Genomic DNA, 25338 nt, shown 5'->3' with positions numbered 1-25338 from the left:
TGGTTTGGTAGCACATCTATTCTAATCAAGGAATCGGGTTCATGTCTCCTTTTTTGTTTCGATGTAAATTTATGTTAGTGATTTTGCTCATCTACAGTAAAAAAGAAAAACCGATGTTAAAAATGGATGGCGTTTGTTTTTTACATCGCTACAACAAACAAGCATGTATCCCGCGCCGTCAACTTGATGGTTTACGCTGGGTAACGAAAGGGACGGAGCGGACACCGATTTACATTCAGCCAAACGGCAAAATGATTGGGACGCTCGTTGTGCGCGGACCAAAAGCAAGCGTGTCGTATGAAATCAAAGACGGTCGTCCGGTTTTCACCGTTGACGTACAAGCGACAGGAAGCATCATCGAACTGCTCAAAAACATGCCCGAAAAACAAATTATTGAATACGCAACCAAAACAGTAAAAAAGGAAATCGAGGATTTATTTCAACTCGGCGTCAAAGAAGGCATCGATACGCTGCAATTATCGAACGCCTTGTATCGTCAAAATGTAAACGATTGGCCCAAATATACAACAAACGGATTAGTTCCGCTTACAAAGGATACACTAGGAAAAATCAACGTGAAATTAAGCATTGACACATATAGAAAGTCGAAAAAATAAAAGCGATGAGCCGGCCTCATCGCTTTTTTGTTGCATATATATTCGCTTCGATCCATTCGCTAAGCGCATCTTGCGCTGTTTTTTCACGCCCGTACCAATAATGCTCCATTCGTTTTTCTAATTGATTCATTTCTTCATCATTCATCAATATACGCATTAATTGTTGGTCGTAAGGTTCTTTATCGTGAAGAAGGTAAATGAGTCCTTTTTTTCTTAAATAGTGCAAATTCATTTGTTCTTGCCCTGGCAAATACGAAAGCGTAAAAGCAGGCAGCCTTTTCGCTAGCACTTCGCTCATCGTTACACCGCCCGGCTTTGTCACAACTGCATCCACTTCATCGTACAACTCGTTCATTTTCGCTGGATCGGCAATGTATCGGAACGGGCGAATATGCGGATCGTTCCAACTTTTTAGCTCATGATATAACGCTTCATTTTTGCCGCATAGGACAAAATATGTCAGTTGTGTATGTGTCGCATTCGTTAAAAACGGTTTAATTTTTCCTAACCCTTGGTTGCCACCTGCCACTAAAATTCGTTTATTTGTTCTCCTTTTCATTTTCCGAGCAGGTACAATGTGTTCATGCGTCGGGATACCCGTTACAATAACACGATTCCGCCCGATGCGAAACGTTGAGCATATCGATTGTTTCGCTTCTTCATGCGGAACGAAATGATAGTCAATCGCCGTTTTTCCCCAAATGCCGCTTAAGAAAAAGTCGGTATATACGTTCACAACAGGAACTTTGACAGCCCCTTTTTGCTTTAATCGTTGCAACACGTGCGAAGGAAACGAATGCGTACATATGATAAGGTCAGGCTTTTTTTCTTGGAGAAGGCGCTTCATCTTTTTTTCAAAATAAAGCAACCACGGCTCCATCGTCGGTTGTTCAAATTTTTTCATCCACCGCCGATACATCCATTCATACGAATGAGGTGATACCGAAATCCAACGGATGTAAAAATCTGCTACCCGCCTTTCAATTTGTTCGCTGCAATAGCTAAGAAAATCGATCTTTTCGCAATACACTTCTGGAAAGCGATGTTGCAACGAATAAATAAGCGCATCGGCAACTTGATGATGGCCAGATGGCATTTGAAACAAAGGTAGTACGAGAATGTTCATCATTATGCGAACTCCCTTTTAGTTTTGTTTTCTTTTTTTCACATATAGTCCAATGAAAAATAAACTAAAAAATAGCACCGTGATCCATGGTAGTATATGAAGCGGGATATGAATACGCTCCCCGAGAAACTTGCCTACACATACAAATAAACAAATCCAAAATGACGCGCCAACAAACGATAAAAAAAGAAACGGAAAAAACGGAAAGCGAACAACTCCTGCCATATACGGAGATAATTGTCGAACACCTGGAACAAAATAACCAAATGTAATGAACCAACGCGCACGTTTACGAAAATGGCGATAAGCGTATCGATATCTTCGTCGGTGAAAACCAATGTAGTGCCCATATTTAAACAATAGGGGCGAACCGAATGTATGCCCAGCAGTATAGGCGGCCACCATGCCAATTGTTGCACCAGAAATGGCAAAAAATAAGCTTTTTAAAAAATGCAATTGGTCATGCGAAATAAAAATGCCAACAAAAAACAGAAGCGATTCTTCCGGTGCGGGAATTCCAACGATGCCGAAAAATAGAGAAAGAAATAACACAATATAGCCGTGTGATTGAATATACGTTAAAATGCTGTTCGCTTCCATTCCCGCGTCCTCCTTTGTTCTTCGCCTATCTTTACCCACTTCACATGCGTACGTTGCAGCAATCGCTCTAACGCTTGTAACATGTTTGCCGGCGCGTCTTGATCGGCTCCCATCGTCGAACCACTATCATGTAGTACAATAATTGCTCCATCTTCTATGCTTTTTGTTAATCGCTCATAAAGTCGAGCAACGCCTAATGAAGCGTTCCAATCACCGAGAATATATGTCCACATTACTGTTTTATACTTTTTTTGCATGAACAACGTCCATATGTTTATATGTCCCCATGGCGGACGGTAGTATACAGGGCGAACGCCTGTGATTTGCTCAATGATACGCGCCGATCGATGAAGCTCCCATTCCGCTACAAATGGAGGCAGAAACCAATTGCTCGTATGATAATAATGATGCAAACCGATCGTATGACCTTCTTCGTGCATTCGCTTAATGAGATGTGGATATGCTTTCGCCTTCCAACCGACAACGAAAAATGTCGCTTTTACGTCGTATTTTTTTAATATATCGAGCAATTGGGCTGTATACGTCGGATCTGGTCCATCATCAAAGGTTAATGCGACACCGTCTTTCACTCTTTTTTGTACACGAAATGATGAAAGACGAATCAGCCACGTTGGACATATGCTATAAATAAAAAACAGTGCAATAAGCCATATGTATGTCACATGTTAAACCCCTTTCTTGATTATACAAAAAAAAGCATGAAGTACGAAACAAAGAACGCTGCTTGTAAAACAAATTCATTTTTTTCATCGTTAACATTCGCACATCGCTTTCTCGTTCGACACGCATTTTGTCGATTTCCGGGGAAATTTACCGAAAAAAAGGCGATGTTGGAACACATCGCCCCCATTGTACCATATGTCTTCTAAACTACACAGGGTAAACCCCATATTTTCGTTCAGAAAATACAACATATTTCGACATACATGCATCTAATCGCCGAATAAGCTCGGAACGCAACTCATTTGGCGCGATAATCCCATCGACAACCATTTCGGAAGCGAGGCGATAAATATCGATGTCTTTTCGATATCCTTCGCGTTTTTGTTCAATAAATGCAGCGCGTTCTTCTTCTGGCAGTTCAGCAATTTTATTCGCGTACACCGCATTCACCGCCGCTTCTGGTCCCATAACTGCAATTTGTGCATGCGGGAAAGCTAAGCAACAATCCGGCTCAAACGCTGGACCTGCCATGGCATATAATCCCGCCCCTTATTTGCTTGATGTTGCAATTTTTAATTATGACTCATTTGATTAATGGTTTGCTGTATGGTTCGATGATGTTTAGTGATCATGCTAAAATAACGTTTGTAATAACCCGTGGTGCTAGTTGAGCGCTAGCGCTCAACTAGCCCAAGTGTTACAAGTGAATACACCAACAATATGCCATCTAGTGCCACTTCAAATCCCGCAATCGAATTCGCACGAATTTCTGTGATACGATACTGGTCAACGAGGACAGAGAACACCGTTCAATGACTTTCCGTTTTTGTTTGAGCCATTTCTCCCATGATTCAGATGGGCGGTGTTTCTGATTTTTGCGAGATGGAGTCCAAAAAGCGATTTGGTACGCTTCATACAACTTTTTTTGCAATTCGCTACTGATAAATCCTTTATCACCCAAATTAAAAGGATGAGGAATTTGAGTCATGACGGTTTCCGCTGCGGTTCGATCGTGACAGGACGCCTCCGTTACCACGTACCCCATCGGCAGTCCTTGGTCGGTCACTTGAAGATGAAACTTAGACCCATAGTACCACTGCTTCTTCGACGCACAAAGCCCGATGTCCGCGATCCCTTGGAATCGTTTGACACGGTACATTCTTGCGGCATGGCACAACTCGAGTGGTATACTATCTACGATCGCATAGGCGTGGTGCTACCCACGTTTGGCTAGCCCATGGCGAATCCAGTTGCAACGATTTGCCTGTATGAAAATCAAAATTGTTTGGCACTTTCACAGTTATGCCGTGCGCCCCGCCCGTATAGCTGTATAACGTAAGCGGTTGACTGTACGCTGTTAACATAAATAATGCCAACACGATCAATATGCTCCGTTGTTTAAACACGCTGTTTACCTCGTTTGTTTTACCGAAAGTTTGCGTTAAAACAAACGAATTTATGCGTGCTATCACTTTAACATTTGTTTCACTAACTCTCGATTTCGTTCCTTAAACGCTTCGTGATGTGAAGATACCATCGCATACGGATCGGCATTGGGTTCAATGAACCGTTTCGCACTATTAACTGCATTCGCTGCGTCTTGGAAAGCACCTGTAAGTAAATATAACTTTCCATCATATTTTGAAATATCACCAGCTGCATATAACCCCGGAACAGAACATTCTCCTTTTGCATTTGTCGCAATATAATATTCGTCAACCATTTGAATGGGTAGTTCACTATTGGCAAGCAATGAAGCATCTCGTTCATACCCATGGCTAATAATGACATCATCTACATCGAGTTCCAACACATCGCCCGTCTCATGATTTGTCAGCACTACTTGCTCAATCGTTTCATGATTGCAACTAGTGATCAACTTTGTAATAGTCGTATGGAAAAAGCAGGTGGCTGAACTATTTAATAATTGCGTCACTTGTGCTTCATGTCCTTTTAACGATTCATTGCGATAAGTAACATATACCTTTTTCGCAATCGGTACGAGCTCATTTGCCCAATCAATCGCTGTATTTCCCCCACCTGAAATGATCACCGTTTTCCCTTTAAACTGTTTTAACGATTTCACCGTAGTAACTATTCAGCCACATCATAAAGTGAGCTGAATATTTTTTGTATTTCCTGTCTATGATGTGGATATTGATAGACAAGGAGGTGAATCGCATGTTGACGGTACAACAAGCTGTATTTACAGTTGAGAGCTTAATCGGCAAAGTTCAACAACAAAAACAGCTCATTCATCAACTCGTTCAAGAAAATGAACATTTGCGTCACGAAAACAAACAACTACGCAAAGAAAATGAACAACTGAAGTACCGTGTTCAAGAGCTGGAAGCACGCACGAAAAAAAACAGCTCCAATAGCCATTTGCCCCCATCTTCTGACCGTTTTGCCAACACACGTTCTTCTCGTCAACCATCTGGCAACAAGCCAGGCGGACAAGAAGGACATCAAGGAACGACGCTCCGCCAAGTACCCAACCCTGACCACCGAGTCCTTCATCGCGTGACGGAATGCAAAGGATGTGGTCACTCGTTAGAACATGTCGCTCCGCTTCAAGTAGACATTCGCCAAGTGTTCGACCTCCCAGTGGTTCGAATGGAAGTCACTCAACATGAGCGGGAGGTAAGGAGTTGTCCAGAATGTCATCTTGTCCAGCAGGCGGAGTTCCCTTTTTATGTCACGAATCATGTCCAGTACGGTCCAGCTATCACTTCCCTTGTTTTATACTGGAATCATGCACAGTTGATCCCGTGCGAGCGTGTCACGGAGATGGTCAAAGCACTCACTGACCATTCGATGAGTGCAGGCACAGTCGTGAACATGACGAGACGGTGGCAGCCTGTGGTAGAAGCAGCGATCAAAGAGATCGAAACCGCGTTGCTCACCTCTAGCACATTACACGTCGATGAAACGAGTCTGCGTGTGAACGGAAAGAACCAATGGGTGCACGTGGCTTCCACTGCCAAGACCACACGATACGGGCTTCATCGCTCCCGTGGAAAGAAAGCGACGGACGACATCGGGATTTTGCCGCGGTACAAAGGAACGATGGTGCACGATGCGTATTCGGTGTACCCGATGTATACAGAAGCGAGCCATGCGCTTTGCCACGCCCATCATCTCCGGGAGCTTCGGGCATATACAGACCTTTACGGTCATTCATGGTCGAAAGAGATGACCGAAGCGCTGTTGGGGATGAAACAGGCGGTGGAGAACGCTGACGGAGCCCTACCGGAAGAGGAAGTCCGGTATTGGGAAACCGTGTATGACAAGCTTCTAGCGAATGGTCGCCGAGAACTTGAGGAGCGTGGCGTCCGCAACGCGCAAAATTTCATCCAGCACCTAGAAAAGCGCAAGCAAGAAGCGCTTCTCTTCCTGCGAAAGAAGTTCCATTTGACAACAACCAGGCCGAGCGCGATTTGCGGATGGTGAAAGTCAAACAAAAAATTTCTGGAACGTTTCGTCAGGAAGACGACGCCGAGGCTTTTTGTGCTATTCGCAGCGTCATTTCCACCCTACAAAAACAGGGGAAACCAGTTTGGGAATCATTGCAAAGACCCCTAACCGGAGAGTCTCTTCCAACGATTCTCCATTCCTCCTAGGGCATTTTCAATACGGGAAATGCCCTATTGGTGCTGGATTCTGGAAATCTCACGAATATTGGGCTGAATGGATACATAGTAAAAGGGGTAAAAGGGGGGATAGGAGTTGTCTTTAAACTTGAGATTTTAAGATAGGTGTGCATAGGAAAAATAGAGGGTACAAAAAATGCGAATGTTCCTGTATGGTAAAGGTCACTAAACCATTGGAGGAAAATTCGCATATACTCTCGGTTTATCAAAGAACTCATCGATTTTCCAGATGTTTTGATTCAAAAGGTACGAAAAGAAGAAGAACGTTGGATTTTCGAACTTTCTCTTCCTGAACAATGCCCGTTATGTCTTGTCTGCTTGAAGCGCACGATCAAAATGACAGGCAAAAAGAAGCAGTGAATGCATGGGTATGCTTAACGGATCGTCATCTTTTGGGTGGAACTCTCAACCCCTTTATTTTCCCTATTTACGCTTGTGAGGAAAAATCAGAAAATCAGTGATTTTTGCATATCCTTACGCAGGAAACCGCATTGCTTGTCAAGTACATGTTGTGGTGAAGGATTAAAAATTATTTTCCACAATTTTGATTATAAGAATTTCCGAATGCAGAATAATCAACAACCGTGCTAATTTTTAGTTTTTCGTTTTTTATATAAAGCCAGACTAATTGTAGAGGCAATCACTCCGCTGCTAAAACTCACTCTAAGTACATTTATAATATATTCAGGTATTTCTTTATACTCCGTTGTTGTCACCCCTCCTGACATATATGTTACTGTTTTATAGGGGACAAATATCAATGCTAAAGTGATTCCTATGACAAAACCGTACATAAAGCCTTTTTCAATAAAATTATTCAAGACTCATTTCTCCTCTCTATGTGTCTGCATTTACAATTCAAAGTTTTGAACTATAGAGTTTTTGTAATAAAAGAAAGTCTGTAGCGTATTCTCAATCGTAAAAAACTGTTGCTCCCTTTATCTAAAGCTAATTCGTTCAATCACTAACTGTAGATGAGCAAATCTGCTAACATAAATTTACAACCAAACAAAAGAAGAGACATGAACCCGATTCCTTGGTTAGAATAGATGTGTCACCAAACCATTCACAAGGAGGTTCATGTCTCATGAATAGATTAGCACATCATCAAGGAATCCACAAGTTTTTCACGATGTTAGGGTTGGCACTTTATTTCTCGAAACCTGTGATGAAGCATCTCGTTCATATCGTGGATGCGATGGTGACGAAAGGTTTTTCAGGGACGTTGACCGATCTTCATCATGGGAGCTTTCATCCGAACCATCGCACGACACTCAGGCATTTTTCACGAAAAGCCCTTGAGAAGAAGAGACGTTGCTTCGCAAACTCCAGCAGTGGATCCTTCGTCGTGTCGAATGCAGCTCGAAACGAGAGAATTCCCCCCTTTTTGTTTCGATCGATGGATACGATTTGCCAAAAAACGAAGCCCTCGTCACGGGCCACGCACGCCATTCAAGGGGGGTGATTGGCACTATTCTCACACAGAGAAAAAGTCAATCTGAGGCCATTCTCTGGCGAACAGTGCCTGGCACTGTTCGAGTCGGATGCCCCCTGGCTAGAGCGAACGTCGCCGCCCGCAATGGCGTCAAATCCCTCATAAAGGGCGGCGGCCGTCTTGTTAGAGCCTTCGGACGTTTCGTTCCCAGGGGAGGTTTTTGGAAACGCCGTGTTTTGGGAACTTTTTCGATTTATGAACGGCGTTTTTCTTTTATTATCAGTCTTCTAATTTTTTACCGTTTTCTCACGAATTTAACAACCATAAAAACAGCTAAAATAACGACACCTATAAAAAGGTAGCCTAAAATAGACGTAATGGTGGTCAGCATGTCCCATTCTCCTTTTTGTTAATTGGTACCGGTATACAATGTTTGATCCTTCACACGAGCATATAAATAAATAGTCCATTCTCCACCCCAAATGCTATTAAGGGTTAGATGATATCTAGCTTCAGCCGGCAAAGTATATGTTTCTGTTTTTCTAAGAATAGAGACCCAATCTTTTTTAACAGTGTAAGGCGGAGTTATAAAATACCATCCATTATAAGCTCGTGTTATTGTGGCTAACCCAGTACTACCAATTCTTTACCTCCACTGTTTTGTTCTTCACAACCTTAACAGTAGAGGGAATTTTAGGAGCTGGCAAGCCTTTTTTTATGCCATGAAGCTCTGCACTTTTTTGTTGCAGAACTCTGTACTTTCATTTTGCACTAAACAACTAATTTCATATCATCTAGCCACAAGTGTTTTATTCACAACTTCTAATGCTTATTTCACCACTCGTAGTTAATAAAATTCATGGGAATGTTTTCTCCGTTTCATATATCAAAAGCCCCCCCTTCATTGATCACTATGATTATAAAAAACAACAACCTTATCGAGTGTCTAAATTCATTAGAGGGCTAATGAAAGGATGGTGAAATTTATCCCTGTTCGATCATTCTTGCGAATGCCTCATCAGGGTTAATTGTGTTAAATAATTTTAACCAGTCTTGAAAATCGCCTTCATAAAGGACCTTACCTTTGTGTAGAAAAATTAAATGCGAGTCAATATAAGATAAGTCTTGAAGTTGATGTGTAGAGATTATGCAGATACGCTGATTTTCAATTAATTTCTTAAATTTATTCATAATTTTTAATCTTGATGAAGGGTCAACACCACTTGTCGGTTCATCAAAGATATATAATTTTCTCTCAATACTACTGAGAAGGGTTATGAAAAGCCACTTTCTTTCACCAACAGACATCTTACCAATTTTCATAGACCACAGGTGTGCCATTAATTCTCTTTCCCTACTATCCAAAAAGTCCAAGTAGTCATCAATTTGGTTACTTCCTTTTTTTCCAGATAATCTAGCTACAAACTTTGCAAAGTCTTTTCCTTTAATTTCGGGTGAGAAAAATATATTTTGAGTTAGATAAAGCATTTCCTTTTTATCAGGTAGTGATATTTCGCCTGTTTCCGGAGTTAAGTTCCCAGTTAAACAATCAAATAAAGTTGTTTTTCCAGCACCATTAAGTCCAACGATAACATTAAGCTTTTTAGTATTTAACGTGAAAGTAACACCATTCAACACATAATCTTTTGCTTTTTTATACTTATATTTCAAGTTAAAAACATGCAATTAATTTTCCCCCTAACGAGATGTTAACGATAAAAGATTAAATCGTTTAATAATAAAAAGTCCAACTACAAGGTATAGAAGAATCGATAAAAGTAACAGATAAAAATTATACGTATAATCTATGCCCATTAGCAGATTAATGACTATTTCCGTAATTTCATGAATGATATAATACGGATTTACATAGTTTAATAGATTACTACTTCTGCTATTTAATGAGAGAAAAAAAGAGGATAAACTAATATATTCATAATTGTAGATAAATTATTAAACTTAATTGGAATAGCGGCGATTGAGACACTTGCAATAGCTAACGGGAAACTCACCAGTAATACTATTGATGATGTATAAAATTTTGTGTAAAGCATTTTGCTAGACCAAAAGAAAAAAGGTAGGGTATTCTCTGATTGAACCCAAATATTCCAGAGAAAGGAGAACCCTACCTATGTCCAAAAGTATACCGAATGTCGACTGGGCAAATCAACTGGAAAGTGTCATTCGTCAGTTTGTAAAGGAAAAATTAGAACTGATCATGCGGGAAGAAATCAAACATTTCCTCGAAATCGAACAGGCCGGAACATCGAATATGAGAAACGGCTACTATCAACGAAATCTAGATACGCAATATGGCCGAATTGAAGGCCTTTTGGTCCCAAGGGATCGAAATGGGGAATTTCAAACGCAGCTGTTTGCCCCTTACCAACGTCATACTGGTTGGCTCGAGGAAGCCGTCATCAAAATGTATCAAAGTGGCATGAGTACGAGGGAAATTGGCAAGTTTATCGAACGAATTTTAGGAAATGCCTATTCTCCAACGACAATCAGTCGTATTACCGATGTAGTGAAGGAAGACATCGAGAAATGGCACAATCGTCCTCTACATCAGCGTTATTCGGTTTTATATTTGGATGGTTTATACGTAAAACTTCGTCGCGAAACCGTGGAGAAAGAAGTCATTTATGTGGTGTTAGGGGTGAACGAAGAAGGATATCGCGAAATTCTTGATTTCTTTGTGGGAGGACAAGAAAGCGCCTATGTATGGCAGGAAATCCTTCAACACCTCTATCAAAGAGGCGTCAAGGAAGTGCTTCTGGGCGTATTCGATGGACTACCGGGGTTGGAGGAAGCCTTTAAGGCGGTTTATCCGAAAGCCGATGTGCAGCGTTGTGTCGTTCACAAAGTCCGTAACACCCTCAGCCGTGTTCGAAAAAAAGATCAATTTGAAGTGGCAGAGGATCTCAAACTGATTTATCGCGCGCCGAATAAGGAGATGGCGTTACAAATGTTTCAACAGTTTGAGTCGAAATGGTCAAGCAAGTATCCGAGAGAAGTTCAATCTTGGGCCAATGAGTTGGATGTTCTCCTTACATTTATGGATTATCCAAGCAGTATTCGAAGTGTGATTTATACGACCAATGCCATCGAACGAACGATCAAGGAAATTCGGAAACGCCTAAAACCGATGAACAGTTTGAATAGTTTAGAAGCCGCTGAAAAAATCGTGTATTTGACCATTCAAGATTTTAATGAGAAATGGGCAGGGCGAAAGTTGCGAGGATTTGCCGAAGCGCATGAAGCCCTTCAACGAATGTTTGAAGAACGTTACAATTAACCAAATATTGTAAATAAACAAAATAAGGGGATTCTCCCTTTCCACACAAGAGACTGAATATTCAGTCTCTTGTGTGGAGGAAACCAGTCTCCCCTCTATTCTAAATCTATTTCAGAGATACCCTATCTATTTTACATTACACAAAATTCTTGACGGTACCGAAACGACCTCTTGTTTCCGTATTTGAGCTAATAACATTTCCTTCATCATTAATTTGCCCTGTATATCTTAAATAATCTTGTAAACCCTCTCTATAATTGTCAGGATAAATAAAATCGTTCGCTGTATTATAAGGAGGATCAATATATATCATTTTTATTTTCCCATAGTAGCTTTTCTGTAACAATTTCAACACTTCCAAATTATCGCCATCAATAAAAAGATTTCCTGTTGAATCGAAATTAACTGATTCTTCAACAGAAGGGATTAAGGTTCCAATACTAGGTGTTTGGATAGCTTTTATCGCATTACTTTTTCCTGCCCAGGTAAATTCATATTTTTCTTTTAACGTTGTATTTTCTATGCCGAGGAACTGCTTTAACTTTTCAATGTCAACCTCCCCTTCTTTTACCACTTCAGGGAAGATTCTTCCCAATTCATTAATTCTGTTTTGTATCACATTTTCTGAACTTAGCGATAACTTCTCATTCATTTAAATCACCCCACAACTTATTTTAATATAAAATCGCTCTTTGTTTCTAAAAAATAGAATTTAAATAACCTTTTATTCATTTAACCTTTATCCGCATGTTTCCTTCTATTCGAAATAAAAAATGCTGGTGACTAACGCCAGCATTTTGTTTATATACGACTTTATTTTTCACGGACAGCTGGATTCACCAACAGGCTTTCAGTTCCCGACTTTTTTGTTCGGTACCCAACTTTTTTGTCCGGTTCCCGACTTTTTTGTCATTCAACAACCATGACGTGTGTTTTTTAAGCTTTATTCCACCGTTACAGACTTCGCTAAGTTGCGTGGTTTGTCGACATCGCAACCGCGATGTAGTGCCGCATAGTAAGCAATGAGCTGCAATGGCACGACAGACGCAAGCGGTGTGAGCATCGGATGAACGGCTGGAATGACGAAACGGTCGTCCTCCATGTCTAATCCTTTCATCGAGATGATGCACGGATTTGCACCGCGCGCGACAACTTCTTTTACGTTTCCGCGAATGCTTAAGTTCACATGTTCTTGTGTCGCTAGGGCAATGACTGGTGTGCCGTTTTCAATTAAAGCGATCGTACCGTGCTTCAATTCCCCGCCCGCAAAACCTTCTGCCTGAATATAAGAAATTTCTTTCAGCTTTAGCGCGCCTTCTAATACAACATAATAGTCGACCGCGCGACCGATAAAGAAGCAGTTGCGTGTTGTCGCTAAATATTCGCGTGCGATGTTTTCTATTTCATGTTTTGCGTCGCAAAGTGTCTCCATCGCATTCGCTACAATGCCAAGTTCTTTTGTTACGTCAACATTCAATTCGATGCCTTTTGCTTTTGCAGCCACCGCAGCCAGCATCGCAAGTACTGCAATTTGTGCTGTATATGCCTTCGTTGATGCAACAGCGATTTCTGGCCCAGCATGAAGAAGAAGCGTATAATCTGCTTCGCGCGATAATGTCGAACCTGGCACGTTCGTAATCGTTAATGATTTATGACCAAGCTCTTTCGTGCGCACGAGCACCGCGCGGCTATCTGCCGTCTCCCCGCTTTGTGAAATATAAATAAAGAGCGGTTTTTCCGATAAAAGCGGCATATTGTATGAAAATTCGCTTGCAATGTGCACTTCAACAGGGATTTTCGCCCAGTTTTCGATCAATTGTTTGCCGACTAAACCAGCATGATAGCTCGTGCCGCATGCGACGATATATAAGCGATCCGCTTCATTAATCGCTTGCACAATGTCTTCATCAATCGCTAGTTCACCTTGTTCGTTGCGATATTTTTCAATTAAACGGCGAATGACAAGCGGCTGTTCGTCAATTTCTTTCAACATGTAGTAAGGATACGTTCCTTTTTCAATGTCGCTTGCATCTAATTCCGCTACATATGGCGCGCGTTCCACTACTTCACCATTTAACTTTTTAATTGTCACATGTTCTTTTGTCACAATGACGATTTCTTTATCCATTAACTCGACGTATCGGTTTGTTACTTGCAACATCGCGAGCGCATCGCTTGCGACGACGTTAAATCCTTCACCTAATCCAGCCAAAAGCGGGCTTTTGTTTTTCGCCGCGTAAATGATGCCATCATTTTCTGCATCAATTAAAGCGATCGCATACGAGCCTTTCAATAACGAAAGCGTCTTACGGAACGCTTCTTCCACCGACAATCCGTCATTTACAAACGTTTCGATTAACTGAACAATAACTTCTGTATCTGTGTCACTTTTAAACGTCACATGTGCTAAATAATCGCGTTTTAACAATTCGTAGTTTTCGATCACGCCGTTATGCACAAGCGTGAAGCGGCCAGATGCACTTTGATGTGGATGAGCATTCACGCGGTTTGGCACGCCATGTGTCGCCCAACGCGTATGACCGATGCCAAGCGGTGCATCTACATCTTCTGCAACGGCGGCACGCAAATCGGCAATCCGTCCTTTTTCCTTAAATACATGTATACCTTTTTCATTTAATAACGCAATCCCTGCCGAGTCATAGCCACGGTATTCTAATTTTTCTAATCCGTACAATAAAATTTCTTTTGATGGTTGTTCACCAATATAACCAACGATTCCGCACATAAAAAAATCCTCCCTAATGTTAGGGGCAAGAAGGGGCTCTTGCCCCTTAAATAATTGACTTGCTTGCGATGAACGCTCTTTCCTTTGTGCAAAGAGTCGCCTCTTTGTTTTAAGAAAGAACTTGCGGCTGTCATCGCATCAGCCGGGAGGCATCCGCCGAACACTCGATAAACCTCCTCCTCGTCAACTAAGCTTTTTTCCGTCCAAGCTTAGTCCAGGCGCTTTTATACGATCGTTTCCGTCTATCCTCCTTTCATGTAAGATGTCAAACAACAATAGTTTACAACAACAAAGAGGCAACCGTCAATGTGTATCGCTTACCCCTGTATAAACAAAATATGCATAAATGGAATAAACCGTTCCATTTATGCATATTGTCTACCGAAACCATTATTGTGCGCCAAAACGCTCACGAATAACGGACGCAATGCGCTCGACGTATTGATCGCAAAGTTCATTTGTCGGCGCCTCTGCCATCACACGAACGAGCGGCTCCGTCCCTGATGGGCGAACGAGAATGCGGCCGTTTCCAGCCATCTCTTCTTCCACTTCGCGAATGACACGTTGCACTTCTTCGTTTGCGATTGCTTCCTGTTTATCTGTCACTTTTACATTCACTAATTTTTGTGGATATTTTTTCATTTCCCCCGCTAGCTCAGAAAGCGGTTTTTTCGTCGCTTTCATAATATTGACAAGCTGTAACGCTGTCAACAGGCCATCGCCTGTCGTGTTGTAATCAAGGAAAATAATATGCCCAGATTGTTCTCCACCTAAATTGTAACCGTTCTTTTTCATTTCTTCGACGACATAACGGTCCCCTACAGCTGTTTGCACACTTTTTATTCCTTGCGCCTCGAGCGCTTTATAAAAACCGAGGTTGCTCATCACTGTCGAGACGACCGTTTGATGTTTTAAGCGCCCTTGTTCATTTAAATATTTCGCGCAAATGTACATAATTTGATCCCCATCAACGATTTGGCCATTTTCATCAACTGCAATTAATCGGTCGCCATCTCCATCAAACGCTAAGCCAACATCGGCTCCCTTTTCCTTCACAAACGCTGCTAGCGCCTCTGGATGAGTAGAGCCAACCCCTTCGTTAATGTTTAATCCATTCGGCGATGCCCCCATCGTAGACACATCAGCATCCAAATCGGCAAATAAATGCGTCGCCAACGACGATGTCGCACCGTGGGCACAATCAAGGGCAACGTGAATTCCTGAGAAATCTTCATCCACTGTCTGTTTTAAGTATTGTAAATACTTTTGTCCACCTTCAAAATAGTCATTTACTTGTCCTAAATCTTTTCCTGTTGGACGAGGTAATGTATCTTCTTCGCTATCAAGAAGCGCTTCAATTTCCTGTTCTTGTTCGTCGGACAGTTTAAAACCATCCGGTCCGAAAAATTTAATGCCGTTGTCTTGGACAGGATTATGCGAGGCGGAGATCATCACTCCCGCCTGCGCCCCTAGCACTTTCGTTAAATATGCTACACCCGGCGTTGAAATGACACCTAGACGCATCACTTCTGCCCCGATGGAGAGCAATCCAGCAACAAGCGCTCCTTCGAGCATATGACCAGAAATGCGTGTATCGCGTCCGATTAATACTTTCGGACGTTCTTTATCTTTCGTTAATACATATCCACCAAAACGACCAATTTTAAAAGCTAATTCTGGCGTTAATTCGCTATTGGCAATCCCTCGAACACCGTCTGTTCCGAAATACTTACCCATGCTATCGCTCCTTCTATTATTACTCGTTTCTTGTAATGCGAATCGTTGCTTCTTTTTGTGGTAGTCTCCAGCGAACGTTTTGAGGACCATTGACTTCAATTGGTACGTCATGTTCTCCAATACCTAATTCACTAACGTTTAAGTATACCTCAATATCTTTCAACTGAATAGCATTCAGTACACTTTGAGCTCCTAAAGCAGTTAGCGCAATATTTCCATCGGCAGGATCGATAAATTCTGCCTTGTATGCATCGTTTAGTCCAATCACTTCAATTGGAACTTGACCAAACGTTCTCTCTTTTTCTTGCTCCACTTCAATTAAAATTGTAACTTTTGCTGGATCTACAGCTTTTACTCCTTTTGGTACAGGCACATCAACTTGTAAAGTTGTATTGCCTGTAATATCGCTTAAATCGACTTCAATGCCGCTAATAAATTCGATGTCGTCAATTTTTGCTTTTTGTCCAAAAATTGTAACTTCGCTCGGAATCACTTCCATTTTACTAATGCTTAATCCTTCCCGTAGCGTTCCTTTTCGATCAATTTTTAATGGAACTGTTTTGCTTGGACTTTTAATTGGCACAGTAATATCAACAATAGACGGTTCCACATCAAGAGGCAACACATTTCCTTCTTTGTCATACACCGTCACTTTCGACTCTCGCTCAATCGTTTCTTCGACTCCTTTTAAGTCAACACGTGCCTTTACTAACGCAACTTTGTCAATTAGCGTTTTTGCCCCTGTCACTTTCACAATATTTGGCTTCACAATTGGTTGTTCCGGTGAATAACCGTCTGCAATTTGTGATTTATTAATAAAATCGACTTCCACAGAAAAATCTTTTGACACACGCTCATCAATCGTCACAGTAATTGTCGCTGGATCAATAGTAACGCGTAACTTTTCAGAAATATTTCGGTATTTCAAAGGAACTGTATGCTTACCAATTGGCAGTTTAGATAAATCAACATATACTTCAAAATCTCGTTGCAGCTTCGTTGGCGTAACGATGCTTTTCGGCCCCTCAAGCATGACGTTCACCGATTGTGGGATACCAGAAACAACAAGGTTTTCTTGATCGTAATATGCGACGACGGGAACGTCCGTCACTGTTTCGACATCGGTTTGACCGACCGTATTTCTTGACGTGCTGTTTGATTGTGTTTCAATATTCACCGAAACGTAAATCATAAGCGCTAGCAACAAAGAAAAAATGCGTATAAACCATGGGCTATTCATCCATTTATCCACTTTTTTTCGCCCTCCACTGCCAACGAGATGAAGAAGTTGTCTTCGGTTGAACGAGCTCTTTCGTCAGCAATTCTCGCAATACATCTAACTTTAAGTCGCGGTAAAGCTCCCCATTTTTCGTGACAGAAACCGCTCCCGTTTCCTCAGACACAACGACGGTAATGCTGTCTGTCACTTCACTAATACCTAACGCAGCGCGATGCCTTGTGCCAAGTTCTTTAGAAATAAACGGGCTTTCCGACAGCGGCAAATAACAAGATGCCGCAGCGATTTGATTTCTTTGAACAATAACAGCTCCATCGTGAAGTGGCGTATTTGGAATAAAAATGTTAATGAGCAATTCTGATGAAACGTGTGCGTGTAATGGGATGCCGGTTTCAATATAATCGCCCATTCCTGTTTCTCGTTCAATAGAAATTAACGCCCCGATTCGTCGTTTTGCCATATACTCTGTCGCTTTCACAATCGCTTCAATGATGTGCGTTTGCTCTTCCTCTTCAGGCGTCGTGCTCCGAGAAAACAGTTTTCCCCTCCCTAGCTGTTCAAGTGCTCGACGTAACTCAGGCTGGAAAATAATGATGATAGCTAAAAAACCCCATGTAATCGCCTGATCCATCAACCATTGCAATGTGCTTAATCCAATAAAGCTACTTACAATGCGAACAAGGATAATGACAATAATCCCTTTTAGCAGTTGCACCGCTTTCGTACCGCGTACAACCATAATAAGCTTATAAATGACAAACCAAACGACAAGAATGTCTACAAACTTAATGAGGTAATTCACAAATGTTGGGAGCTCTCCAAATGGCATTCTTACACTTCCTTCACTCATTCTAATTGCTCTCACATGTAAAAAAGCCATCAATATGGATGGCTATTTCGTTAATGTTTTGGCGATATTGTAACCGACTCTTTTTACATTATACCAAATCCAATCAAATACTTCATTAACTTCTTCAATTTGTCCGGTTACTTCACCAGCAGAAGCTAAATATTTATGACCGTTAATAACAGTAACGTTGCCACGCACTTCTCCTTCAATTTGAATATCACCATTTCGGACAACAATATCACCTTCCACGACTTTTCCTCTCGGCACAATGATAGTATGATTTTGAACAATTAAATGTTCTTGCTTAGAAAACGAAAATTCATTGTCTTCTTGCCAAACGGCCCACAAGCCACTTGTGCTTAATAGGAGAAATAGTGATGCAGCCGTTAAAAACGGATGATGAGTAAACCACCGTTTCCAACGTACACGTCGTTTTTCACGAGGTAAGTTGTACATCACTTTTTTGATAAAATCGTCTGAAGGGGTGAAGTGAGAAACGTTTTCGACAAACGCCACTGTTTTTTCCAATGCATAAAAATGTTCGCGACATGCTTCACATTGTTGAATATGGCTACGCAATTGTCGTTCTTCCTCTTTTGGAATATCCCCATCTAAGTAGTCATGCATCCATTGAACAATTTGTTTAGAGCATGGCATCTGTCTCACTCCTTTTATCATAAATGGCCTAAATGTTTACGCAATGCTTCACGACCACGATGAATGCGCGTTTTTACTGTGCCAATCGGTAAGTTTAAAATGTCACTAATTTCTTGTAACGATAGTTCGTCAATATATTTTAAAACGATGACTGTGCGATATTTTTCGGGCAATTTTAAAATCGCTTCTTGAACCATTTTCTGTAACTCTAAGCTTTCTAAAGCATCTTCCGGAGAAGTTCCCTTATCTGCAAGCTGAGAGTACATCGTTAGCCCATCTGTTCCTGACACTTCCGCATCTAAATAAACATCAGGCTTTTTTTTACGCATGCGATCGATCGATAAATTCGTTGCAATGCGATACAACCAAGAAGAAAATTTCATAGTTGGATCGTACGTATGGATGTTGACATACGCCCGAATAAACGCTTCTTGTGCCGCATCCTCCGCCTCATGACGATTTCCTAACATGCGATAGCATAGTTGATAAATTTTATCTTTGTACATTTCAACAATATCAGCAAAAGCACTTTGATCTCCTTTTTTAACTGCTTTAATACGTTGCCTAATAAACATGTCCATGTAATATTTACCTCCACATGGGGGCTACTATTTTATACGAATAACATAAAGCAAAGTTCCACAAATCGCAACGAATATGTTCATACTGTTTGAGTCAAGACTTTGTGGGAGATTTTTTTCTCGACCGATTTTTTTGGTTATATATGGTTTTATAAAATCGTTATATGTAAGCGCTTTTACTTACTCTCATCCTGTAGGTATGTGCGTTTTCTCTCGTTTTAAAAACCTTTCAATGCTTGCAATGCCTCGTAAATCGGTGTCCCTGAAGATTGGCGAAGGTATGGGATGTTATCTCGTACCACTTCTGTCATTTGCGTTTGCACGCGCTTCAGTGCCTTTTTCACGATCGTTTCTCGTTTCGTTTCTTCTCGTTCTTCCACGCCATACATCACTCCATCGCGTGTCCGAATGAGTAACGTATCTTTTATCGCGACGATCGCTCGCAACATCGCTTCAATCCCTGCATCCCTCCAACTTCGACCGTTTTTACTTCGTTTCGCAAACACATGCATCGTTGCTTCCGCACTCCCCATCGCCCTCATGTTTGTCGTGTCAATCCCTTTTTCCTTCAACCATACGCGATAGTCACGCAAACATCCTGGCATCTCCTCGATTCGACGAACAAGCGCCTCGAGTTGCTTTTCCTTCTCCTCATGTTCTAACGTACCGATGGCACTTGTGAGTTCTCGTAACACACCTTCTTCATCCCATGATGCTAACTTCTTTCGAATCACCCGATATCTCGCATGACCTCGGAACAATTGACGAATCTCTCTTGCCACATGGAACCGATCAAGCTGAAAGTACCCCCTGTCCCCGAAATATTCTCGACACGCTGTAATCCATGGGGCTCCATCTCCATTGATGACCACCCAATCCTCAAACGGATCATAGCTGTATTCCTTCATCAGAAAATTCTCTACAGCTTCCCAAATCGGTTCATTCGTTTGATGAACCATATACCGTCGATTCACTAAGGATACGCGTTTCCCGTTTTTCTCCCATCCTTGGTGAATCGTGATGATCTTTTCTTCTTTTCCTTTGATGCGGCTTCGTTGACGTTTCACGTACAACCCGTCTGCTTCGATAAAAAACACGCGCCCTTTTTTCTCCATCGCACGGTGCCCTTCCACCTCTGCCTCGATGATGGACTGGCGAATCGTTTCGTGACTCATACATGCATACCCCACCAGCTTTTCAAGCGACTGCGCAGCCTGTCGATACGAAGAACCCGTCACGGCGAGATGAATCGCTGTCTCCTCTAATAGCGGACTCACTCCATGCGCCCCATCGAACTGAAGAAAGACATCGAGTAAAGACGTATACACCTTTTTTTCACGGTCAAAGTAGTAGTTTCGCTTCACTTCCACCTCTCCAAATAGCGTTTGGAGTCGGATCGTCCGCTTATCTTTGAGCGCATATCGTTTCTTGTCCCGCTGTTCTGCCAATGTGCGGTCGATCTCCTCCAACACCTGTTGAAGGAGATGACCATATTGTTTTTGCATATGTCTAAATAAAGACTGTTCGATCTCTTTTAATGTCAAGCCGTTTGTGATATAATCCTGCATGGGCTCCACTCCTTTCTTTGGTTGTATTTTTTTCGCACTTACTACCTTACCAGGAGGAGAGCCCGTTTTTCATCTATTTTGCTTACATATCTGACAGGTTCCTTATTATACCAAATCAGGAACCTGTCTTTTTTTCTCCCACAAACATTTTACTCATACGTTCATCTTACATATCTGACAGGTTCCTTATTATACCAAATCAGGAACCTGTCTTTTTTTCTCCCACAAACATTTTACTCATACGTTCATACTTTAAAAAAATGAAGAGGTGGCATGATGCCACCTCTCATACAAGCTTCTCACCGAACAGCGATCCCATTAAAGCGACAGCAGTTGCAGCTGTTTTATTGCGCTCATCTAAAATCGGATTCACTTCAACAAATTCAGCTGAAGTGATGATTTGCGCTTCAGCTAGCATTTCCATCGCTAAATGACTTTCACGGTAAGAGAGCCCACCGATCACCGGCGTTCCAACTCCAGGTGCATCATGTGGGTCAAGCCCATCTAAGTCAAGAGACAAATGTACACCGTCTGTTCGTTCTTTTAAATACGCAATCGTCTCTTCCATTACTTTTGTCATACCGAGACGATCAACCTCATGCATTGTATATATTTTGATTCCTTTTTCTTTAATTAATTGTTTTTCGCCTTCATCAAGTGCACGAGCACCGATGATCACAATATTTTCTGGTTTCACTTTTGGACTATATCCACCAATCATCGTTAAAGCTGGATGACCAAGTCCTAAACTTGCAGCAAGCGACATACCGTGAATATTTCCCGAGGGAGACGTTTCCTCCGTGTTTAAATCTCCGTGCGCATCGTACCAAATGACGCCTAAACTTTTATAATGTCTAGCCACTCCTGCAAGTGTCCCAATCGCAATGCTGTGATCCCCACCAAGCACTAGTGGGAAACGACCTTTGGCCACAACTTCATCCACCGTAGCGGCTAGTTTTTCATTCGCCTCAGCAACCGCTTTCAAGTTTCGTAATTTTGGATTTGTCACATCTTGAACGCGCTCAGCGCGACCAATTTGAATATCACCTAAATCCTCAATATCATGATTTAAGTTTTCTAAACGCTCTACTACGCCAGCGTAGCGAATGGCACTTGGCCCCATATCAACACCACGGCGTGTTTGTCCTAAGTCCATTGGCACTCCAATAATCGAAATGTCCATCTCGATCTCCTCCCCTTGTTGTATCTGATGTTTATTGTACATGAGGAGAAACAGTTGGCTCAACTCGACAACTTTTTGAATATTTATTCTATAACAAACAGAAAAAACCTTAGGTAATACCTAAGGTTTTAGTATGGAGCCTATCGGGATCGAACCGATGACCTCCTGCGTGCAAAGCAGGCGCTCTCCCAGCTGAGCTAAGGCCCCATGGAGCGGAAGACGGGACTCGAACCCGCGACCCCCACCTTGGCAAGGTGGTGTTCTACCACTGAACTACTTCCGCAAACAGTGAGCCATGGAGGACTCGAACCTCCGACCCTCTGATTAAAAGTCAGATGCTCTACCTACTGAGCTAATGGCTCATTATACAAATGGCTGGGCTAGCTGGATTCGAACCAGCGCATCACGGAGTCAAAGTCCGTTGCCTTACCGCTTGGCTATAGCCCATCGATATAACTTCATGAGTTAACTTCTCAGAATTTACTTCATGAATTAACACCGCAGGATTATTTTGAGAATTTCTGAAGGAAATTCGCGAAATAATCCGACATCGATATGACAAAAATGTATGTAATCATTGTGTGAAAACAAATGGTGGAGGGGGACGGATTCGAACCGCCGAACCCAAAGGGAGCGGATTTACAGTCCGCCGCGTTTAGCCACTTCGCTACCCCTCCGCGGATGGTGCCGGCTGCAGGACTTGAACCCGCAACCTACTGATTACAAGTCAGTTGCTCTACCAATTGAGCTAAGCCGGCAGTCATTTTCCCTAGACTACATTATGCTACCCAATTTCCTACACATTTATCAAAACGTATGGTGGAGGATGACGGGATCGAACCGCCGACCCCTTGCTTGTAAGGCAAGTGCTCTCCCAGCTGAGCTAATCCTCCGTAAAAGGGATGACCCGTACGGGATTCGAACCCGTGTTACCGCCGTGAAAGGGCGGTGTCTTAACCACTTGACCAACGGGCCAACATACGACACACAAGCTTCCAACCGGGCTTGAACCGGTGACCTCTTCCTTACCATGGAAGTGCTCTACCAACTGAGCTATGGAAGCACTGGCTCCGCAGGTAGGATTCGAACCTACGACCGCTCGGTTAACAGCCGAGTGCTCTACCACTGAGCTACTGCGGAATAATCGTAAAAGTGATTTATGCATTATCTTGCCCGGCAACGTCCTACTCTCGCAGGCGGTGTCCCGCCAACTACCATCGGCGCTGGAGAGCTTAACTTCCGTGTTCGGGATGGGAACGGGTGTGACCTCTCCGCCATCGTCACCGAGCAAACATGCTTTAGACAAATGTTATTATAAAGGAATATTTTTTGTTGTCAAGCATTTTTTATTCCTTCAAAACTAGATAACAGGTTTTGTGTAGTCGCCTACGCTTTTCTTGTGTGTTTAGTTAAGTCCTCGATCGATTAGTATCCGTCAGCTGCACGTGTCGCCACGCTTCCACCTCGGACCTATCTACCTTGTCATCTTCAAGGGATCTTACTCGCTTGACGCGATGGGAAATCTCATCTTGAGGGGGGCTTCACGCTTAGATGCTTTCAGCGCTTATCCCTTCCGCACATAGCTACCCAGCTGTGCTCCTGGCGGAACAACTGGTACACCAGCGGTGCGTCCATCCCGGTCCTCTCGTACTAAGGACAGCTCCTCTCAAATTTCCTACGCCCGCGACGGATAGGGACCGAACTGTCTCACGACGTTCTGAACCCAGCTCGCGTACCGCTTTAATGGGCGAACAGCCCAACCCTTGGGACCGACTACAGCCCCAGGATGCGATGAGCCGACATCGAGGTGCCAAACCTCCCCGTCGATGTGGACTCTTGGGGGAGATAAGCCTGTTATCCCCGGGGTAGCTTTTATCCGTTGAGCGATGGCCCTTCCATTCGGAACCACCGGATCACTAAGCCCGACTTTCGTCCCTGCTCGACTTGTAGGTCTCGCAGTCAAGCTCCCTTCTGCCTTTACACTCTTCGAATGATTTCCAACCATTCTGAGGGAACCTTTGGGCGCCTCCGTTACGCTTTGGGAGGCGACCGCCCCAGTCAAACTGCCCACCTGACACTGTCTCCCACCCCGATCAGGGGTGCGGGTTAGAATCTCAGTACGACAAGGGTGGTATCCCAACGGCGACTCCACCTAGACTGGCGTCCAGGCTTCTCAGTCTCCCACCTATGCTGTACATGTCGCACCAACATTCAATATCAGGCTGCAGTAAAGCTCCACGGGGTCTTTCCGTCCTGTCGCGGGTAACCTGCATCTTCACAGGTACTATGATTTCACCGGGTCTCTCGTTGAGACAGTGCCCAAGTCGTTACACCTTTCGTGCGGGTCGGAACTTACCCGACAAGGAATTTCGCTACCTTAGGACCGTTATAGTTACGGCCGCCGTTTACTGGGGCTTCGGTTCGCACCTTCGCTTGCGCTAAGCGCTCCCCTTAACCTTCCAGCACCGGGCAGGTGTCAGCCCCTATACTTCGCCTTACGGCTTCGCAGAGACCTGTGTTTTTGATAAACAGTCGCTTGGGCCTTTTCACTGCGGCTCCCCTGGGCTATTCACCCGAGGGAGCACCCCTTCTCCCGAAGTTACGGGGTCATTTTGCCGAGTTCCTTAACGAGAGTTCTCCCGCGCACCTTAGGATTCTCTCCTCGCCTACCTGTGTCGGTTTGCGGTACGGGCACCTCTCACCTCGCTAGAGGCTTTTCTTGGCAGTGTGGAATCAGGCACTTCGGTACTTTATTTCCCTCGCCATCACAGCTCAGCCTACTCAAGCGGATTTGCCTACTTGAGGCGCCTAACTGCTTGGACGCGCACAACCAGTCGCGCGCTGACCCTATCCTCCTGCGTCCCCCCATTGCTCAAACGGTGAGGAGGTGGTACAGGAATATCAACCTGTTGTCCATCGCCTACGCCTTTCGGCCTCGGCTTAGGTCCCGACTAACCCTGAGCGGACGAGCCTTCCTCAGGAAACCTTAGGCTTTCGGTGCAGAGGATTCTCACCTCTGTTTTCGCTACTCACACCGGCATTCTCACTTCTAAGCGCTCCACTAGTCCTTCCGGTCTAGCTTCGACGCCCTTAGAACGCTCCCCTACCGACGACGTAAGTCGTCCCACAGCTTCGGTGGTACGTTTAGCCCCGGTACATTTTCGGCGCAGAGTCACTCGACCAGTGAGCTATTACGCACTCTTTAAATGGTGGCTGCTTCTAAGCCAACATCCTGGTTGTCTAAGCAACTCCACATCCTTTTCCACTTAACGTACACTTTGGGACCTTAGCTGGTGATCTGGGCTGTTTCCCTCTTGACCACGGATCTTATCACTCGTAGTCTGACTCCCGAGCATAAGTCATTGG

Annotated in this window: 17 protein-coding genes, 10 tRNA genes, 2 rRNA genes and 6 pseudogenes (1 of these 35 running past the window's edge); 5 read left to right on the top strand and 30 right to left on the bottom strand. The window is 43.2% G+C overall.

Annotated elements, in window-relative coordinates; all coding sequences use genetic code 11:
- Positions 1-71: 71 nt before the first annotated feature.
- Positions 72-617 (top strand): Ger(x)C family spore germination C-terminal domain-containing protein, encoded by a 546-nt coding sequence (locus tag NSS60_RS01060; protein WP_230456146.1) that lies wholly within the window; start codon positions 72-74, stop codon positions 615-617.
- Positions 618-633: 16 nt separating this feature from the next.
- Here NSS60_RS01060 and NSS60_RS01055 read toward each other — a convergent pair whose 3' ends face one another.
- The 7 genes and pseudogenes from NSS60_RS01055 to NSS60_RS01025 form a co-directional block, all read right to left on the bottom strand.
- Positions 634-1746, bottom strand: coding sequence for an MGDG synthase family glycosyltransferase (locus NSS60_RS01055; RefSeq protein ID WP_004888733.1), 1113 nt, complete (start codon positions 1744-1746; stop codon positions 634-636).
- Between the two features lie 15 nt (positions 1747-1761).
- Positions 1762-2343 carry a DedA family protein gene (locus NSS60_RS01050; RefSeq protein WP_004888732.1) on the bottom strand — a complete coding sequence of 194 codons (582 nt, stop codon included), beginning with the start codon at positions 2341-2343 and terminating at the stop codon, positions 1762-1764.
- Positions 2322-3026 carry a polysaccharide deacetylase family protein gene (locus NSS60_RS01045; RefSeq protein WP_004888731.1) on the bottom strand — a complete coding sequence of 235 codons (705 nt, stop codon included), beginning with the start codon at positions 3024-3026 and terminating at the stop codon, positions 2322-2324. The genes NSS60_RS01050 and NSS60_RS01045 overlap by 22 nt, the downstream gene beginning before the upstream one ends.
- Positions 3027-3234: 208 nt before the next feature.
- A pseudogene (locus tag NSS60_RS01040) lies at positions 3235-3576 on the bottom strand (carboxyl transferase domain-containing protein); the annotation flags it as partial.
- Positions 3577-3701: 125 nt separating this feature from the next.
- Positions 3702-4276: pseudogene (locus NSS60_RS01035) on the bottom strand (IS982 family transposase); the annotation flags it as partial.
- Positions 4218-4433: a DUF4163 domain-containing protein gene (locus NSS60_RS01030; protein ID WP_230456265.1), complete on the bottom strand. Its 216-nt coding sequence runs from the start codon at positions 4431-4433 to the stop codon at positions 4218-4220. The pseudogene NSS60_RS01035 and the gene NSS60_RS01030, both read right to left, overlap by 59 nt.
- A 62-nt stretch (positions 4434-4495) precedes the next feature.
- Positions 4496-5116, bottom strand: a pseudogene (locus NSS60_RS01025) (NAD(P)/FAD-dependent oxidoreductase); the annotation flags it as partial.
- Between the two features lie 92 nt (positions 5117-5208).
- Here NSS60_RS01025 and tnpC point away from each other — a divergent pair.
- Positions 5209-6650, top strand: a pseudogene (gene tnpC / locus NSS60_RS01020) (IS66 family transposase).
- Positions 6651-6869: 219 nt separating this feature from the next.
- Positions 6870-7037: pseudogene (locus tag NSS60_RS01015) on the top strand (ISL3 family transposase); the annotation flags it as partial.
- A 230-nt stretch (positions 7038-7267) separates the two neighbouring features.
- On the opposite strand, the gene NSS60_RS01010 reads toward NSS60_RS01015, so the two are convergent.
- A complete protein-coding gene (locus tag NSS60_RS01010) occupies positions 7268-7501 on the bottom strand; it encodes a hypothetical protein (RefSeq protein ID WP_051035000.1) in 234 nt (77 codons plus the stop codon).
- A 266-nt stretch (positions 7502-7767) separates the two neighbouring features.
- Here NSS60_RS01010 and NSS60_RS01005 point away from each other — a divergent pair.
- Positions 7768-8179, top strand: a pseudogene (locus NSS60_RS01005) (IS701 family transposase); the annotation flags it as partial.
- Between the two features lie 920 nt (positions 8180-9099).
- On the opposite strand, the gene NSS60_RS01000 reads toward NSS60_RS01005, so the two are convergent.
- A complete protein-coding gene (locus NSS60_RS01000) occupies positions 9100-9801 on the bottom strand; it encodes an ATP-binding cassette domain-containing protein (RefSeq protein WP_004888727.1) in 702 nt (233 codons plus the stop codon).
- Between the two features lie 445 nt (positions 9802-10246).
- Between NSS60_RS01000 and NSS60_RS00995 the strand changes: the two genes are divergently transcribed.
- Positions 10247-11413, top strand: coding sequence for an IS256 family transposase (locus NSS60_RS00995; protein WP_340720588.1), 1167 nt, complete (start codon positions 10247-10249; stop codon positions 11411-11413).
- 136 nt (positions 11414-11549) lie between these two features.
- Here NSS60_RS00995 and NSS60_RS00990 read toward each other — a convergent pair whose 3' ends face one another.
- From NSS60_RS00990 to NSS60_RS00890, 21 genes are all read right to left on the bottom strand, one after another.
- On the bottom strand, positions 11550-12065 hold the full coding sequence (locus NSS60_RS00990; protein ID WP_128356963.1) for a DNA methyltransferase: 516 nt from the start codon (positions 12063-12065) through the stop codon (positions 11550-11552).
- Between the two features lie 291 nt (positions 12066-12356).
- Positions 12357-14159: a glutamine--fructose-6-phosphate transaminase (isomerizing) gene (gene glmS, locus NSS60_RS00985; protein WP_004888723.1), complete on the bottom strand. Its 1803-nt coding sequence runs from the start codon at positions 14157-14159 to the stop codon at positions 12357-12359.
- Between the two features lie 390 nt (positions 14160-14549).
- Positions 14550-15896, bottom strand: coding sequence for a phosphoglucosamine mutase (gene glmM, locus NSS60_RS00980; protein WP_064213864.1), 1347 nt, complete (start codon positions 15894-15896; stop codon positions 14550-14552).
- Between the two features lie 19 nt (positions 15897-15915).
- Complete coding sequence (locus NSS60_RS00975) at positions 15916-17148, bottom strand: CdaR family protein (RefSeq protein WP_064213865.1); 1233 nt, start codon at positions 17146-17148, stop codon at positions 15916-15918.
- Positions 17141-17962 (bottom strand): diadenylate cyclase CdaA, encoded by an 822-nt coding sequence (cdaA, locus tag NSS60_RS00970; RefSeq protein ID WP_004888720.1) that lies wholly within the window; start codon positions 17960-17962, stop codon positions 17141-17143. The genes NSS60_RS00975 and cdaA overlap by 8 nt, the downstream gene beginning before the upstream one ends.
- A gap of 63 nt (positions 17963-18025) precedes the next feature.
- Positions 18026-18640, bottom strand: coding sequence for an anti-sigma factor family protein (locus NSS60_RS00965; RefSeq protein WP_004888719.1), 615 nt, complete (start codon positions 18638-18640; stop codon positions 18026-18028).
- Positions 18641-18657: 17 nt separating this feature from the next.
- Positions 18658-19221: an RNA polymerase sigma factor SigW gene (sigW, locus tag NSS60_RS00960; RefSeq protein WP_004888718.1), complete on the bottom strand. Its 564-nt coding sequence runs from the start codon at positions 19219-19221 to the stop codon at positions 18658-18660.
- 218 nt (positions 19222-19439) lie between these two features.
- Positions 19440-20789: an ISLre2 family transposase gene (locus tag NSS60_RS00955; protein WP_339172569.1), complete on the bottom strand. Its 1350-nt coding sequence runs from the start codon at positions 20787-20789 to the stop codon at positions 19440-19442.
- A 286-nt stretch (positions 20790-21075) separates the two neighbouring features.
- The gene (rocF, locus tag NSS60_RS00950) at positions 21076-21972 is read right to left on the bottom strand and encodes an arginase (RefSeq protein ID WP_004888717.1); all 897 of its coding nucleotides are present in this window, start codon (positions 21970-21972) and stop codon (positions 21076-21078) included.
- 134 nt (positions 21973-22106) lie between these two features.
- Positions 22107-22179: transfer RNA gene (locus NSS60_RS00945), tRNA-Ala, on the bottom strand.
- Position 22180: 1 nt separating this feature from the next.
- A tRNA-Gly gene (locus NSS60_RS00940) sits at positions 22181-22255 on the bottom strand.
- A 6-nt stretch (positions 22256-22261) separates the two neighbouring features.
- Positions 22262-22334, bottom strand: a tRNA-Lys gene (locus NSS60_RS00935).
- Positions 22335-22344: 10 nt separating this feature from the next.
- Positions 22345-22419, bottom strand: a tRNA-Gln gene (locus NSS60_RS00930).
- Between the two features lie 145 nt (positions 22420-22564).
- Positions 22565-22649, bottom strand: a tRNA-Tyr gene (locus NSS60_RS00925).
- Between the two features lie 5 nt (positions 22650-22654).
- A tRNA-Thr gene (locus tag NSS60_RS00920) sits at positions 22655-22730 on the bottom strand.
- Between the two features lie 59 nt (positions 22731-22789).
- Positions 22790-22865: transfer RNA gene (locus NSS60_RS00915), tRNA-Val, on the bottom strand.
- Positions 22866-22875: 10 nt separating this feature from the next.
- Positions 22876-22947, bottom strand: a tRNA-Glu gene (locus NSS60_RS00910).
- A 15-nt stretch (positions 22948-22962) separates the two neighbouring features.
- Positions 22963-23035: transfer RNA gene (locus tag NSS60_RS00905), tRNA-Thr, on the bottom strand.
- Between the two features lie 2 nt (positions 23036-23037).
- A tRNA-Asn gene (locus tag NSS60_RS00900) sits at positions 23038-23112 on the bottom strand.
- A 31-nt stretch (positions 23113-23143) separates the two neighbouring features.
- A 5S ribosomal RNA gene (rrf, locus tag NSS60_RS00895) occupies positions 23144-23260 on the bottom strand.
- A gap of 117 nt (positions 23261-23377) precedes the next feature.
- Positions 23378-25338: ribosomal RNA gene (locus NSS60_RS00890) — 23S ribosomal RNA — on the bottom strand (it continues 965 nt past the right edge of the window).

This window comes from Anoxybacillus sp. FSL W8-0382 (assembly GCF_038003845.1).
Lineage (GTDB): Bacteria > Bacillota > Bacilli > Bacillales > Anoxybacillaceae > Anoxybacillus > Anoxybacillus flavithermus_G.
The sequence above is the reverse complement of the archived record's forward strand: the minus strand, read 5'-3'. Positions and strand labels throughout refer to the sequence as shown.